Annotated in this window: 14 protein-coding genes; 1 reads left to right on the forward strand and 13 read right to left on the reverse strand. The window is 56.6% G+C overall.

Annotation, left to right across the window (positions count from 1 at the left end):
• Nucleotides 1-954: 954 nt before the first annotated feature.
• The 13 genes from ureG to P8T57_RS07100 all read right to left on the reverse strand — a co-directional run bounded on the left by ureG (nt 955) and on the right by P8T57_RS07100 (nt 13,421).
• Entirely contained in the window at nt 955-1,575 is a 621-nt protein-coding gene (ureG, locus tag P8T57_RS07040; protein WP_007088868.1) for an urease accessory protein UreG, read from the reverse strand.
• Complete coding sequence (locus P8T57_RS07045; protein ID WP_341365001.1) at nt 1,572-2,297, reverse strand: urease accessory protein UreF; 726 nt, start codon at nt 2,295-2,297, stop codon at nt 1,572-1,574. The genes ureG and P8T57_RS07045 overlap by 4 nt, the downstream gene beginning before the upstream one ends.
• Nucleotides 2,287-2,907, reverse strand: coding sequence for an urease accessory protein UreE (locus tag P8T57_RS07050; protein WP_341365002.1), 621 nt, complete (start codon nt 2,905-2,907; stop codon nt 2,287-2,289). The genes P8T57_RS07045 and P8T57_RS07050 overlap by 11 nt, the downstream gene beginning before the upstream one ends.
• An 11-nt stretch (nt 2,908-2,918) precedes the next feature.
• The gene (ureC, locus tag P8T57_RS07055) at nt 2,919-4,628 is read right to left on the reverse strand and encodes an urease subunit alpha (RefSeq protein ID WP_297204560.1); all 1,710 of its coding nucleotides are present in this window, start codon (nt 4,626-4,628) and stop codon (nt 2,919-2,921) included.
• A gap of 2 nt (nt 4,629-4,630) precedes the next feature.
• Nucleotides 4,631-4,942: an urease subunit beta gene (locus P8T57_RS07060; RefSeq protein ID WP_007088864.1), complete on the reverse strand. Its 312-nt coding sequence runs from the start codon at nt 4,940-4,942 to the stop codon at nt 4,631-4,633.
• A gap of 16 nt (nt 4,943-4,958) precedes the next feature.
• Nucleotides 4,959-5,261 (reverse strand): urease subunit gamma, encoded by a 303-nt coding sequence (locus tag P8T57_RS07065; RefSeq protein WP_341365003.1) that lies wholly within the window; start codon nt 5,259-5,261, stop codon nt 4,959-4,961.
• Nucleotides 5,262-5,270: 9 nt separating this feature from the next.
• The gene (locus tag P8T57_RS07070) at nt 5,271-6,128 is read right to left on the reverse strand and encodes an urease accessory protein UreD (RefSeq protein ID WP_341365004.1); all 858 of its coding nucleotides are present in this window, start codon (nt 6,126-6,128) and stop codon (nt 5,271-5,273) included.
• Between the two features lie 222 nt (nt 6,129-6,350).
• The gene (gene urtE, locus P8T57_RS07075) at nt 6,351-7,046 is read right to left on the reverse strand and encodes an urea ABC transporter ATP-binding subunit UrtE (RefSeq protein WP_062951169.1); all 696 of its coding nucleotides are present in this window, start codon (nt 7,044-7,046) and stop codon (nt 6,351-6,353) included.
• Nucleotides 7,047-7,048: 2 nt separating this feature from the next.
• On the reverse strand, nt 7,049-7,840 hold the full coding sequence (gene urtD, locus P8T57_RS07080) for an urea ABC transporter ATP-binding protein UrtD (RefSeq protein ID WP_341365005.1): 792 nt from the start codon (nt 7,838-7,840) through the stop codon (nt 7,049-7,051).
• Nucleotides 7,837-9,024, reverse strand: a complete 1,188-nt coding sequence (gene urtC, locus P8T57_RS07085) for an urea ABC transporter permease subunit UrtC (protein ID WP_341365006.1) — start codon at nt 9,022-9,024, stop codon at nt 7,837-7,839. Before urtC ends, urtD begins: the two co-directional genes overlap by 4 nt.
• A 3-nt stretch (nt 9,025-9,027) precedes the next feature.
• Nucleotides 9,028-10,722, reverse strand: a complete 1,695-nt coding sequence (urtB, locus tag P8T57_RS07090; protein WP_341365007.1) for an urea ABC transporter permease subunit UrtB — start codon at nt 10,720-10,722, stop codon at nt 9,028-9,030.
• A 115-nt stretch (nt 10,723-10,837) separates the two neighbouring features.
• A complete protein-coding gene (gene urtA / locus P8T57_RS07095; RefSeq protein ID WP_341365008.1) occupies nt 10,838-12,112 on the reverse strand; it encodes an urea ABC transporter substrate-binding protein in 1,275 nt (424 codons plus the stop codon).
• 355 nt (nt 12,113-12,467) lie between these two features.
• Nucleotides 12,468-13,421 carry a LysR family transcriptional regulator gene (locus P8T57_RS07100; RefSeq protein ID WP_341365009.1) on the reverse strand — a complete coding sequence of 318 codons (954 nt, stop codon included), beginning with the start codon at nt 13,419-13,421 and terminating at the stop codon, nt 12,468-12,470.
• Nucleotides 13,422-13,516: 95 nt separating this feature from the next.
• On the opposite strand from P8T57_RS07100, the gene P8T57_RS07105 reads away from it, so the two are divergent.
• Complete coding sequence (locus P8T57_RS07105; protein WP_341365010.1) at nt 13,517-14,500, forward strand: MBL fold metallo-hydrolase; 984 nt, start codon at nt 13,517-13,519, stop codon at nt 14,498-14,500.
• Nucleotides 14,501-14,591 lie beyond the last annotated feature (91 nt).

The raw sequence follows: 14,591 nt of genomic DNA on the forward strand, positions 1-14,591 counted from the left end.
TTATCCCCCCAAGACTTGATGCTATTTATTATACACGAACGTCCGGCCATTTTCAGTCCGAGCGGTATGTGCTCCCGTCATCCGGTATTATTGCGTACAGATCCCCATCAGGACGCAACGGATTAACGGATGCGACGGCAAAGCACCCAACCTAAAACCGGGCTTCCCGCAATCAGGGAAGTCAGGATAAACTAGGAGCTTCGGCATCCTCGCCAATGGGGCGCAGACAAGCCGCCTTCGGACGAACACCCCGCTCCGGTCAATCCCGGCCATGACGGGTTTCCGGCAACCGATGAAGCCCGGACGCACCTCGGGCGTCTGCCATCCTCACCGACGAACGGCCTTCGGGCTCACCCCTCGCTCCGGTCACTTTCGGCAATGGTGGTTTTCTCGCAACCGATGGAGCCCGGACACACTTCGGGCGCACGGGGCCCCCAGTGGTCCACCATCGACGGGTCACAGATCACCGCTGCCCGCTGCTGCCATTACTGCCGCTCCCGGCAAATTCAACGCTCCTTTTCCAACAAGACGCACCTCTCCCGTCATGACAAATGACCGGGTTAGCTCCCTTAGTCCTCTGCCTTAGTCCTTGGGCAGAATGCCGCCGTAACGGCTTCGCCATCCGCCGGTCAATACCCTGCGGATCGCCCCGCTACCCTGGCTCAATCTTTGCCGTTGCATCCTGATCACCTCTTTCATCCGGCCCCAAACGCAAAAACCCGCGAGGCACAAGGCCTCGCGGGTTTCGGTCCGGGTGCTTTTCTCCCGTTGACTTTTCTCTTATGCCACAAACAAAAGAACAAATCAAGAACTTTTTGAAAAAAGTTTTATATGCAGTCCGCGCACGCGGCTATCGACCGTGCTCAACCTTTCGTCCAAATAGTTCAGGCCCGGCCATTTTCAGGCCGGGCCCGTGCGCTCCCGTCATCCGGTATTATTGCGTCCAGATCCCCATCAGGACGCGGCGGATTGACGGAGCCCCCCTGTCTCGATGATGAAATTCTTGACGTCTTCAAGGCCATCCATCGCCTTGAGATTGGTAAACAGGAACGGACGGGTGCCGCGCATTTTTCTGGCATCGCGGTCCATCACCCCCAGATCGGCCCCGACAAGCGGTGCCAGATCGGTCTTGTTGATCACCAGCAAATCGGACCGCGTGATGCCCGGTCCCCCTTTACGCGGGATTTTGTCGCCCGCCGAAACATCGATGACATAGATGGTGATATCGGCGAGTTCCGGCGAAAATGTCGCCGACAGGTTATCACCACCCGATTCAATAAAGATCGCCTCAAGCCCCGGATGCTTGGCGCTCATATCCTCGACCGCGGCAAGATTGATCGATGCGTCTTCGCGAATGGCGGTGTGCGGGCAGCCACCCGTTTCAACACCGGCAATGCGGTCCGCGGCCAATGCCCCCGACCGGGTCATGAATTCGGCATCCTCGCGGGTGTAAATATCGTTGGTGATCGCGGCGATATTGAACTCGTCGCGCATGGCCTTGCACAGCCGTTCCAGAAGGGCGGTTTTGCCCGAACCAACCGGGCCACCGATACCAATGCGAAGGGGTGAGCTCATGATCTGAAAAGCCTCGTATATTGGGTTTCATGTTTCATCGACGTCCAGTCCACCATCGGGGCCGCCGCCCCCAGATTGACCGGATCGGTATTCATCGCGGTTTCGGTCGCCACCGCCACCGCCTTATCAAGGGACGCAAGCGTCCGCACACCATCGGTCTGTCCCAACGGCACCAGACGCACGGCACTCGACACCAGATTGGCCGCCATCGCGTGCAAAAACGCGCTCAGCGCATCACGCAACGGCACATCCGCCTCGGCCGCGGCAATACCAACCGCAACCGGATAGGATGGCAGACGGTCATCATCGCGCATTCGCTTGGCCCAGAGGGTCAAAATGCCATCGCCCCAGACCTTTTGCGCGGTCGAGACAAAGGCACGCCCCTGTGCGGTTGCCTCCAGCGCCATTTCAGCCGTCCCGCGCCAGCAATCGGCATCAACCCCGATATCAAACAGCGCATCCAGATCCCCCGCACGTGCCGCGCGCCATGCGGCACAAAACAGCACCGCATCAATCCGCCCCGCACCGAATTCCAGAACCCCCTCGATCCAGGTTGTCAGGCTTTCGGCACTGATGACCCGGCGATCCTCGACCGCGTATTCCACGCCGTGGGAATAGGTATAGGCCCCGACCGGGAATGACGGGCTAAGCCATGTCATCAGCCGCATCAGGCCACCCGGCGTCAGGTTGGCGGGGGAACGGGGATCAAGATCAGTGGTCATGCGGCTCCCCGATTGCATGGGCGTGCGCATGAGAATGGGAATGCCCGTGAGAATGCGCATGGCTATGGTCATGGCCGTGATCATGCCGGTGGTCATGATTGTGATCGTCATGATCATGCGGGTCTTCGAAATGATCATTGCCGTGGCTGTGACCATGACCGCCATCGCCGCCCAGCCCGTGATAGGCTCCATTCAGCGGATCAAACGGCGCGACTTCGGCAAAAACAACACCACCCAGCCCCTGCACCATATCGCGCATGACATGATCATCAATGATGCGAAGCCGCCCGTCTTTCAGGACCTGAAGCGGGGTATGACGGTTGCCGATATGCCATGCCATTTTGGCCGCCGCAATCGGGCCGGAACAGGTGATGGTCAAAACATCCTCGGCAGCCGCACGCACCACGATCACCCCGCCATCAACCAGACGCAACTTATCCCCATCCCCCAAACGCACCGCATGGGGCAGATCAAGCAGAAACGCATCCCCGGCATCATCCATCAGCCGGATGCGCCGCCGGTGACGGTCGGCAAAGGCAAGTGTTACCGTACCGCGCACTTCGGATGTGTCGGACTGGCTGACCGGGATATGTTCAATCGCGCGACGCATGATCCGGGCTCCTAGAACAGGAAGTAACGCTGTGCCATCGGCACGCGGTCAACCGGCTGACAGGTCAGAAGTTCGCCATCGGCACGCACCTGATAGGTTTCCGGATCGACTTCCATTTTCGGCAGGGCATCGTTCAGTTTCATGTCCTTTTTGCCGATATTGCGCGTGTTCGAAACCGCCAGAAGCTGCTTTGCCAAACCAAACTCGGCGGCAATCCCGGCATCGATCCCGGCCTGGGACACGAACGAGAAGCTCGATTTCGACAATGCCGAACCATAGGCACCAAACATCGGACGATAATGAACCGGCTGCGGTGTGGGGATCGAGGCATTCGGATCCCCCATCGCCGCCCCGATGATCATGCCCGCCTTGATGATCATGTCGGGTTTGACACCAAAGAACATCGGTTTCCAGACCACGATATCGGCAATCTTGCCAACCTCGATCGATCCGACATGGGATGCAATGCCCTGTGCGATTGCCGGGTTGATCGTGTATTTCGCGACATAACGCTTTGCACGGAAATTATCATTCCCCGGCCCGTCTTCCGACAGGTTGCCGCGCTGTTTTTTCATCTTGTCCGCCGTCTGCCAGGTGCGCGAAATGACTTCGCCCACGCGGCCCATGGCCTGACTGTCCGACGAAATGATCGAAAACGCGCCAAGGTCATGCAGGATATCCTCGGCCGCAATGGTTTCGCGGCGGATGCGACTTTCGGCAAAGGCGACATCTTCTGGGATTTTCGGATCAAGGTGATGGCACACCATCAGCATATCAAGATGTTCGTCGATGGTGTTCACCGTAAAGGGACGTGTCGGGTTGGTCGAACTTGGCAGAACGTTCGCTTCCCCACACAGCTTGATGATATCGGGCGCATGGCCGCCACCCGCCCCTTCGGTGTGGAAGGTATGGATGGTGCGGCCCTTGAAGGATGCGCGGGTATGTTCGACAAAGCCGCTTTCATTAAGCGTATCGGTATGGATCATCACCTGCACGTCAAGGTCATCGGCCACCGACAGGCAGGTATCAATCGATGCCGGGGTCGTGCCCCAGTCTTCATGCAGTTTAAGCCCGCAAACACCGGCTTTGACCTGTTCGATCAATGACCCCGGCAGGGTCGCGTTGCCCTTGCCAAAGAAACCGATATTCATCGGCAATCCGTCAGCCGCCTGCAACATGCGGGCAATGTGCCACGGGCCGGGCGTACAGGTGGTGGCGTTCGTGCCCGCCGCCGGGCCGGTCCCGCCGCCCAGCATCGTGGTTACGCCGGAATACAGCGCATCTTCGACCTGCTGTGGGCAAATCCAGTGGATATGGGCGTCAATCCCGCCTGCGGTGATGATGTTGCCTTCACCGGCAATCACCTCAGTTCCCGGACCGATGATGATATCGACACCGGGCTGCACATCGGGGTTCCCGGCCTTGCCGATCCCGGCAATGCGGCCATCGCGAATACCGATATCGGCCTTGATGATGCCGGTATAATCAAGGATCAGCGCGTTGGTGATCACGGTATCGACCGATCCCTCGGCACGCGATGCCTGCGACTGGCCCATGCCGTCGCGGATGACCTTGCCGCCACCGAATTTGACTTCCTCGCCAAGGATCGTGAAATCCTGTTCGACCTCGATCAAAAGATCGGTATCGGCCAGACGAACCTTGTCGCCCACGGTCGGGCCAAACATGGCGGCATAGGATGCGCGATCAATTTCATAAGCCATTTTTACGCTCCCAGCTTGCCGTTGATTTTGGCGTTAAAGCCATAGACCACACCCGACCCGGCATATTTCACCAGATTGACTTCACGCGTCTGGCCCGGCTCGAACCGCACGGCGGTGCCAGCCGGGATATCAAGACGGAAACCACGTGCAGCTTCGCGATCAAAATCAAGGCCCGGATTGGTTTCATAAAAATGATAGTGCGATCCGACCTGTACCGGGCGATCCCCGGTATTGGCGACGGTCAGTGTTTTGGTTTCGCGATCCTGATTAAGGATCAGGCTGCCTTCTTTGGTAATGATTTCACCTGGAATCATGGCCTGTTTCCTTTGCCTAGCGGATCGGTTCGTGAACGGTCACAAGCTTCGTCCCGTCGGGAAATGTCGCTTCGACCTGAATTTCGTGGATCATTTCGGCAATGCCATCCATCACCTGATCACGCGTGATCACGGTCGCGCCGTCGCACATCAGATCGGCAACCGATTTGCCGTCGCGCGCCCCTTCGACCACAAAATCCGTGATCAGGGCGATGGCTTCGGGATGGTTCAGTTTCACACCGCGTTCAAGGCGGCGTCGCGCCACCATGGCGGCCATTGAAACCAGCAATTTGTCCTTTTCGCGTGGCGTCAGATTCATGCCGTTCTCCTAAATTTCCCAAAGACGCGGCAGGCGCGCCGGAAGTCCCCGTGTTTCATGGCGGAACTGTTTCCACCACGCGCCGTAAACCCGGCGTAATTTCATCGGATCGCGCGCCATGAAACGCGTGATCACAATCCCCTTCATCGCGGTTGCCGCGCAAAGCACATCCGTTTCCGTCAAACCCTCGGATGCGCGCACCAGACAATCGCGTGCAATATCAAGCTTATCTTCGGCACCCTGCCCGACCAGAATGGCGGTCGCCGCCGCCCGCGCCCCATCAAAGGCTGCGGGATGATCCAGCATGCGCAAAACATCACCTTCCAGATGCAGCGCATCGCGCCAGACAGGCCGCCCATCAATCGACACATCCCATGCATCACGTGCCAGCCCGGTCGTGAAAACCTCACCACGCGCAAGGCGGCCAAACACCATAATTTCCCCGGCCATCACCTGCCCGGAACCGGTAACGGAAACACTCGTCTTGCGACGCAGACGCGCCTGATCAAACAGGATGGTTTCATGGGGCAACCATTCCAGCCAGCCGTTATCTTCGGCCGCCAGATCAACCGACATCACGCAATCCGGCCCGGCGGAACGGTAAATCTTTTCTGCGGCCTGGGCGGTAAACAGGGTGGATGCGCCTGCCTTGACCCGACCTTCAAATGCCAGATGATCGCCACCTACCATGCCACCCGACGTCGTCACCAGAACGGCAGTCACCAGATCCCCGGCAACCGGCCGCGGGAACAGGATTTTCATCGGGTCGCGGTAATAAAGATGATCAAGGGCTGCAAAACCCGCACCCGGCTTGAACGCAACCTCGGCCCGGCCGTCGGTGACGATCGGGTTGGAAGCGTCTGACATTTGCGGTTCCGCCTTCAAAACGCTGCGGACCGGGTTTTCGAATTTGCGAAGCTGCACAAAGCCACCTGAATATTTCAGTCACACAACCGGTTAACCCATGGTCAGACCGGTTGGTCCATCGGCAAACACAGCAAGATGCGGGCCAAACCGCGCCGCCCGCAATCGCGCCACTTGCAGGGCCGTGTCCAATTTCCCCATGCGCAAAATTTTGGCAAATGCTGATCAAACAGTCAGATACGACCGCACCTTTTCGCGATCCAGCGCATCCTTGGACCCCGCCAGCACCACCTCGCCACGTTCGAGCACGACGATCTCGTCGGCCAGTTCATGGGCGAAATCAAAATACTGTTCGACCAGAAGGATCGCCATATCGCCGCGATCCGCGAGCTGTTTGATGACGCGCTGGATATCCTTGATGATCGATGGCTGAATGCCTTCCGTCGGCTCGTCAAGCACAAGAAGTCTCGGACGCGTGACCAGCGCCCGCCCGATGGCAAGCTGCTGCTGCTGCCCGCCCGAAAGATCGCCACCACGACGGCCCAGCATGTCACGCAGGACCGGGAACAGTTCAAAAATCTCGTCAGGGATATGACGAAGGGCGCGCGGAAGGGCGGCAAACCCGGTTTCAAGGTTTTCCTTCACGGTCAGAAGCGGGAAAATCTCGCGCCCCTGGGGGACAATCGCGATCCCGGACGCCGAACGACGCCACGCCGGATCACGCGAAATGTTTTTGCCTTCCCACGTGATGTTGCCATCGGCAATCGGGTGTTGCCCGACAACGGCGCGCATCAGCGATGTTTTCCCCACACCGTTACGCCCCAAAACCGCTGTGACCTTGCCGGTTTCCGCACTAAGCGACACCTTGCGAAGCGCATGCGAAGCCCCATAAAACAGATCGATATTGGCTACATCCAGCATGATCAGCGCCCCAAATATACTTCGATGACCCGCGGGTCTTTCTGAACATGGTCAAGGCGACCTTCGGCCAGAACCGATCCTTCGTGCAGGACGGTCACCTTGCAATCAAGGTCGCGGACAAATTCCATGTCATGTTCGACCACCACAACCGACCGATCCGTTGCAATGGATCGCAGCAATTTCGCGGTCTGTTCGGTTTCGGAATCCGTCATCCCTGCAACCGGTTCATCCACCAGAAGCAATTCCGGCTCCTGCATCAGCAACATGCCGATTTCAAGCCACTGTTTCTGCCCGTGCGACAGGTTTGCTGCCGTCTCGTCACGCTTGTCGGTCAGCATGATGGTTTCAAGCGTCTGCTCAATGCGAAGCTTCTCGGCATTGCCCAAACGATGGAAAAGCGCCTGAAACACGCCGCGCCCGCCCGAACAGGCCAGCAGCAGATTGTCAAACACCGTATGGCTTTCAAACACGGTCGGCTTCTGGAACTTGCGCCCGATGCCAAGGTTCGCGATCTCGGCCTCGTCAAGTTTGGTCAGATCGACTTCGCTTCGGAACATCACATCCCCGGTATCGGGCCGGGTTTTACCGGTGATGATGTCCATCATCGTCGTCTTGCCCGCCCCGTTCGGCCCGATAATCGCGCGAAGTTCACCTGGCTCGACATAAAACGACAGGCTATTGAGTGCCCGGAACCCGTCAAAGGTGACGGAAACGCCATCGACATAAAGGATGGTGTTGGCTTGGGCCGCCTTGCGTTCGGCCTGCTCGATCATGATTTCGGCTGCCTCGCTCATGCCTTGCCTCCTTCGTTTGCGCGCCCGTTCAGGAAACGCTTGCGCAGGGTGCTAAACGCCGATTGCCGGTCGGGTGACCCAAATGCCGGGACCGCACCGATCACCCCCTTTGGCAGGAACAGGGTCACGGCGATGAACAACCCGCCCAGGAAGAACAGCCAGAAATCAGGCATCACGCCGGTAAAGAAGGTTTTGGCATAGTTTACGATGAAGGCACCCAACACCGCACCATACAGCGTGCCACGCCCGCCAACCGCAACCCAGATAACGATTTCAATCGACAGGGCCGGGGCAAATTCACCCGGATTGATGATGCCGACCTGCGGCACATAAAGCGATCCGGCAATCCCGGCCATCACAGCCGATACGGTAAAGACGAACAGTTTGTAATATTCGACCCGGTAACCGGTAAACCGCACACGCGCCTCGGCATCGCGGATCGCGATCAAAACCTTGCCCAGACGCGAATTGGTAATACAGCGCGCCAAGATGTAACAGATGCCCAGCATCACGCAGGAGGCGATAAACAGGGCCGCCCGCGTTCCATCGGCCTGTAACGAGAAACCAAGCAGATCCTTGAAATCGGTCAGGCCGTTATTGCCGCCAAAGCCCATGTCGTTGCGGAAGAATGCCAGCAAAAGGGCATAGGTCATCGCCTGGGTGATGATCGAAAGATACACCCCCGTCACCCGCGACCGGAAGGCAAGGAAACCAAACACAAAGGCCAGAAGCCCCGGCACGAACATTGCCATCACAATGGCAAACCAGAACATGTCAAAGCCGTACCAGTACCACGGCAGTTCGGTCCAGTTCAGGAACACCATGAAATCGGGCAGTTCCGGGTTACCATAAACCCCACGATCCCCGATCTGGCGCATCAGATACATGCCCATGGCATAGCCGCCAAGTGCGAAAAACGCCCCGTGACCAAGGCTTAGAATCCCGCAGAACCCCCAGATCAGATCAACCGAAAGGGCCAGCAAAGCGTAGCAAAGGTACTTGCCAAGCAGGCTCATCATCCATGTCGGAACATGAAAGGCCGATCCTTCGGGCACGATCAGGTTGCCGACCGGGATCAGAACCGATGCGGCAATCAGGATCGCAAGCAGGATCATCCCGCCACGATCACGCAACAACCAGCCGATCACCGGTGTCATTTGGTATTTCGTGCGATAGTCGGTCATATATCAGGCCTCCACCGCGCGACCCTTAAGGGCAAACAGGCCCTTTGGTCGTTTCTGGATGAACAGGATCAGCGCAATCAGAACAAAGATTTTCGCCAGCACCGCACCGGCCACCGGTTCAAGAAACTTGTTCACAATGCCAAGGCTGAACGCACCAAGGACCGTGCCCCAAAGGTTGCCGACCCCGCCAAACACCACGACCATGAAACTATCGATGATGTAGGTCTGGCCAAGGTTCGGACTGACGTTTGAAATCTGGCTAAGCGCGACACCGGCTATCCCGGCAATCCCCGAACCAAGCCCGAATGTCAGGGCATCGACATAACCGGTACGGATGCCAACCGATCCGGCCATGCGGCGGTTCTGGGTCACGGCACGCATCTGAAGGCCAAAGGCAGTATAGCGCAGCACAATCGCGATCCCGCCCACCACAATCAGACTGAACAGGATGATCCATAGCCGATTGTAGGTCAGCACCAGACCGCTTGAAAGTTCAAGCGCGCCGCTCATGAAATCGGGTGCCATTACCTGCTGGTTGGTGGCACCAAACAGGCTTCGGATCGCCTGCTGAAGCACAAGGCTCACCCCCCATGTCGCCAGAAGGGTCTCAAGCGGACGCCCATACAGGAAGCGGATGACACAGCGTTCGATCACAATACCGACCAATCCCGCCACGACAAATGCCGCAGGCACCGCAATCACCAACGACCACGGCGAACCGGACGGGAAGACAGATGAAAAAATCTGCTGCACGACAAAGGTGGTGTAGGCACCGATCATGATCATTTCGCCGTGCGCCATATTGATCACGCCCATCACGCCAAAGGTAATGGCAAGACCAACCGCGGCAAGTAACAGGACAGAACCAAGGCTGATACCGCGATATACATCGCCCAGCGTCTGCCACATCGAAAGTCGCCCCTCGACATCGGCGAGCGCGTCTTTGGCCGCTGCAACGACTTCGGGCTGATAACCTTCGGCTTCGGCACTGGCAACGAATTGCGACAATACCGCACGGATTTGCGGTGTGGTTTCGCTGGCCAGCACTTCGATGGCCGTCAGGCGTTCCTCGGTGGTTTCACCAGCCGCCAGCGCCATGGTTGCCCGTGCAAGCTCCATCCGCGCCAAAAGTGTCGCATCTTCTTCACGTTCGATCGCGCGGATCAGCAATGGCAACATCGACGGATCGCGGGCATCCATGACCTGTTCAACGGCAGCGGTACGGATACCGATATCCTGACTAAACAGGTTAAGGGCCGCCAACGCATCGCGCAGCGCACCGCGCAAACGGTTGTTGATCTTGATCTTGTCGAGTTCTCCGGAACCGCTTTCGCCCACCACCTCGCCGCTGACGACATCGATATGGCTCCAGACCTTGCCCTTTTTTTCGCCAATCACGACATGCTCGTCGCTGGCACGCACAAACAGATTTCCTTCAAGCATCGCATTCAGGATCGGCGCCACACGGGGGTCGCCATCGGCCGCCATGGCCTCGATTGCGGCAAGCTTTTTGGTCGAACTTTTATCGTTCAGCTGTTCCGTTACATTGCGCAGTTCTTCGTCGCTAAATGCGTGTGCTGGCTGCGGAAATGCCAGCGTCATAACCGCGCAAATTGCGGCAACAGCAAACAGAGCGGACAGGGAATTTTTTGCGCGGAAACAGAAACGGCACAGGACAGCGGTCATGACAGTACGCATGGTCACCAAGCCTTTGAAAATCGGATGTCAGAAAATTACAAAAGAATAGTCGCCCGATGATAAGGGCAACGAAAAACAGGCTGGCTGCATCAACAGCCAGCCTGTCCAATCCCGATCAGTACATCGGTTTTTCACAGTTGCCGCAGACCCACGGATAGGTCCAGTCGGCGGTCAGCTTCGCGCTTTCGGGCAGGAAGTCCGACCATGCATCGCCAACGACGGTGCCTTCGGTTTCCCAAACGATGTCAAACTGGCCATCATCCTGCACTTCGCCGATCAGAACCGGCTTGGACAGATGATGGTTGGTGTTCATGACAGCGATGCCACCGGTCAGGTTCGCAACTTCCTGGCCATACATGGCCTGACGGACGGCATCAACATCGGTGGTGCCAGCCTGTTCAACAGCCTGTTTCCACATGTTGAAACCGATATAGGTTGCTTCCATCGGATCGTTGGTTACGCGTTTTTCGTCACCGATAAAGGCATGCCATTTTTCGATGAAGGCCGTGTTGGCATCGGCTTCAACCGACTGGAAATAGTTCCAGGCCGCCAGATGACCGACCAGCGGCGAGGTATCGATACCAGCCAGTTCTTCTTCACCGACCGAGAAGGCAACAACCGGAATGTCTTCGGCTTTGACGCCCTGGTTGGCGAGTTCCTTGTAGAACGGCACGTTGGCGTCACCGTTAATGGTCGAAACCACCGCGGTTTTCTTGCCGGTGGATGCGAATGCCTTCACATCGGCAACAATCGACTGCCAGTCGGAATGACCGAACGGGGTGTAATTCTCCATGATGTCTTCATCGGAGATACCCTTGCCATTCAGGTAGGAACGCAGGATTTTGTTGGTCGTTCGAGGATAGACATAGTCCGTTCCCAGAAGAACGATACGCTCGGCACCGCCGCCATCTTCGCTCATCAGGTAGTCAACAGCCGGGATTGCCTGCTGGTTCGGCGCGGCACCGGTATAGAACACGTTGCGCGAGCTTTCCTCACCCTCATACTGAACCGGATAGAACAGCATGCTGTTCAGTTCCTCGAACACCGGCAGAACCGACTTGCGCGAGACCGAGGTCCAGCAGCCGAACACGACATCGACCTTGTCTTTTTCAATCAGTTCACGTGCTTTTTCGGCAAAAAGCGGCCAATCCGACGCCGGATCGACAACAACTGCCTCAACCTGTTTCCCCAACAGGCCACCATTTTTATTCAGATCATCCACCAGCATCAGGACCGTGTCCTTCAGCGTGGTTTCCGAAATCGCCATCGTCCCAGAGAGAGAGTGCAGAACGCCGACTTTAATCGTATCAGCGGCCTGGGCATTTGACATGGTCATTGCCGACCAAGCCAAGGCCCCAGCGCCCATAAGCGCCTGAAGCTTCTTATTCATTCTATTGCCTCCACTGCGAGTTTATTGCACCGCAGTGTTGCTTGCTAAAATCGTGCCAGATTCCGAATAATATGCTGCAACGCCAGAAATCGCGGCGACTCAACGCAATATCCAACTATTTAACAGGCAGAAAATGGAAAATATTTGCGCTACACGCGATTTCAATGATCACTTTTCGATCATTAATTAAAATTTGATTATTTTTTAATCACGTTGACCTTGGACTTCTTCCCCCTTATCTGAGGGGCGGAAGTTTCGCCTTTCTGCGGTTATTGCACCACAATGCCCATAGGCCGAAGCATCCCGCCCCGCCGGTTCGCCGGCGGGGTTGCTTATATACAGAAATCCCGGTCAATCATTGTGCCGCAATGGCACGCAGATCCGTTGAAATGTCGTCGATCACTGATCTGATCCGATTACGCAACCAGACCAACCCGACATCCTTGTCCGCCCAGATCGGCCAATTCATGGTTACCGGCGGAAAATTCAACGGGATGGGCATTTCGCAGAACACCAAACCAAATAACGGCGCATATTGCACGGCGATCCTGCGCGGCACAGTCGCGACAATCGGAGCGTTCCGGGCCGCAGCAAGCAACGGCATGAAGTCCGGCGCGGCCAGAACGACATCAAGATCAATGCCAATCGCCCGCAAGGCATCACCAACGCAACCTTCAACATTTCCCGTCTGGGACAGGACCGCATGGCGCGCACCAAGGTATGTTTCGCGAGATAGCGGCAGTGTCAGTTTGCAAATATCGGGATTAAAGCAACAGGCCACACTGGATTCAAACAATACTTCGCCGATCCGGCGGGATTCCTTGCATCCGATTGCCAGATCGATTTCCCCGGTATTCAGCATAAGATCGACTGTCTCGACAGTAACCGAACGACTCACCAGACGCACACCGGGTGCGGTTGATTGCAAATGGTGCACCAATGCCGGCAACAGAACCATTTCCATTTCGCCGGTGATACCGATCCGGAAAATGCGATCTGCCGTTTCCGGATCGAAACTGTCGGTCGCCTGAAGCGCACTTTGTGCCTGCGTCAATGCGGCCCGAACCGGTCCGGCAAGGGCACGCGCCTTTGCGGTTGGCTGCATTTTCTGTCCGACACGGACAAAAAGATCATCCTGTAACAGCATCCGGAGCGTTGATAAATTGTGGCTCATGGCGGACTGACCAATCCGCAATTTTTCCGCAGATTTTGTGACGCTCAGCTCTTGCATCATTGCGTCAAACGCAATCATTAGGTTGAGGTCAAATGACCTTAAATTGAAATGATCAATAGCATCCATGATCCGCATCGATTTGATTACTGACTGATTGGAATATAGCCTTTCTCTATCGCGTTACAAGCTGCCGGTTAAATCCCGGCATTTGATTGAGGGAGAATATTCTGATGCTGTCACGCAGAGACATGCTTAAAGGTTCGCTTGCTGCCGCTGCCATCGGGGCGACGGCCAGCACCGTTTTTGTACCGTTGCGCGCTAGCGCCAAGGCACCATTGGTTGGCACACAGGCCCCCGGATATTACCGCCTGATGGTGGGCGAGGTCGAAGTTACCGCACTTTCGGATGGTACCGGGCAGTTTCCACTTGCCGATCTGTATCTCAATACCAGCCCCGAACACGCACGCACGGCCCTTGCCAATGCATTCCAGGGCACACCAACAACGACATCCGTGAACGCCTATCTTCTAAACTTCGGTGATCGTCTTGTGCTGCTGGATGCCGGGACCAGCGACCTGTTGGGACCTGCCCTTGGCAAATTACCGGCCAATATCATCGCATCGGGCTATCACCCCGATCAGATTGATGATGTGGTGATTACCCACATTCATACTGATCACACTGGCGGACTGACGTTTAACGGCAATAAAGCCTTTCCCAACGCTACGGTGCATGTACCGAAACTTGATGCCGAATACTGGCTAAGCACGGAGAATCGCAACAAGGCCCCGGAAAGTGCCAAGCAATATTTTGATCAGGCCGTCCTATCGACCAAGCCCTATATCGACAGCGGCACACTTTCGACTTACGAGGCCAATGCATCACCCGTTCCGGGCCTGATCAATTCAACACATCGTCCGGGTCATACACCGGGCCACAGTGCACTTTGGTTTGAAAGCAAAGGCGAGAAGTTTGTTTATTGGGGCGACATCACCCATGGTGATGTCATTCAGTTTGACGAACCGGGCGTCTCGATTGCCTTTGATGTTGATCCAGATCAGGCGATCATCACCCGTGAAGCCGCCTTTGCCGAAGCCGTATCAGAAAAATATCTGGTTGCCGGGTGCCATATCGCCTTCCCGGGCATTGGTCATGTCATCGAAGACAGCACGATGTATGACTGGGTGCCCATGAACTATCGCGCTGACGTCTGATCCGACTTCCCCCGACCCGCGCTTAAGACGCCAGGCGAAAAAAGGGCGACCTGCATCACGCAGGCCGCCCTTGATTTCCGTCATCAACAGA

It is taken from the genome of Thalassospira sp. SN3W (assembly GCF_038070535.1).
GTDB classification, from domain to species: domain Bacteria; phylum Pseudomonadota; class Alphaproteobacteria; order Rhodospirillales; family Thalassospiraceae; genus Thalassospira; species Thalassospira xiamenensis.

Excerpts from the sequence above, each read along its gene's own strand:
- ureG (WP_007088868.1), bottom strand. The coding sequence starts at position 1,575 with ATGAGCTCACCCCTTCGCATTGGTATCGGTGGCCCGGTTGGTTCGGGC.
- P8T57_RS07045 (WP_341365001.1), bottom strand. The coding sequence starts at position 2,297 with ATGACCACTGATCTTGATCCCCGTTCCCCCGCCAACCTGACGCCGGGT.
- P8T57_RS07050 (WP_341365002.1), bottom strand. The coding sequence starts at position 2,907 with ATGCGTCGCGCGATTGAACATATCCCGGTCAGCCAGTCCGACACATCC.
- ureC (WP_297204560.1), bottom strand. The coding sequence starts at position 4,628 with ATGGCTTATGAAATTGATCGCGCATCCTATGCCGCCATGTTTGGCCCG.
- P8T57_RS07060 (WP_007088864.1), bottom strand. The coding sequence starts at position 4,942 with ATGATTCCAGGTGAAATCATTACCAAAGAAGGCAGCCTGATCCTTAAT.
- P8T57_RS07065 (WP_341365003.1), bottom strand. The coding sequence starts at position 5,261 with ATGAATCTGACGCCACGCGAAAAGGACAAATTGCTGGTTTCAATGGCC.
- P8T57_RS07070 (WP_341365004.1), bottom strand. The coding sequence starts at position 6,128 with ATGTCAGACGCTTCCAACCCGATCGTCACCGACGGCCGGGCCGAGGTT.
- urtE (WP_062951169.1), bottom strand. The coding sequence starts at position 7,046 with ATGCTGGATGTAGCCAATATCGATCTGTTTTATGGGGCTTCGCATGCG.
- urtD (WP_341365005.1), bottom strand. The coding sequence starts at position 7,840 with ATGAGCGAGGCAGCCGAAATCATGATCGAGCAGGCCGAACGCAAGGCG.
- urtC (WP_341365006.1), bottom strand. The coding sequence starts at position 9,024 with ATGACCGACTATCGCACGAAATACCAAATGACACCGGTGATCGGCTGG.
- urtB (WP_341365007.1), bottom strand. The coding sequence starts at position 10,722 with ATGCGTACTGTCATGACCGCTGTCCTGTGCCGTTTCTGTTTCCGCGCA.
- urtA (WP_341365008.1), bottom strand. The coding sequence starts at position 12,112 with ATGAATAAGAAGCTTCAGGCGCTTATGGGCGCTGGGGCCTTGGCTTGG.
- P8T57_RS07100 (WP_341365009.1), bottom strand. The coding sequence starts at position 13,421 with ATGCGGATCATGGATGCTATTGATCATTTCAATTTAAGGTCATTTGAC.
- P8T57_RS07105 (WP_341365010.1), top strand. The coding sequence starts at position 13,517 with ATGCTGTCACGCAGAGACATGCTTAAAGGTTCGCTTGCTGCCGCTGCC.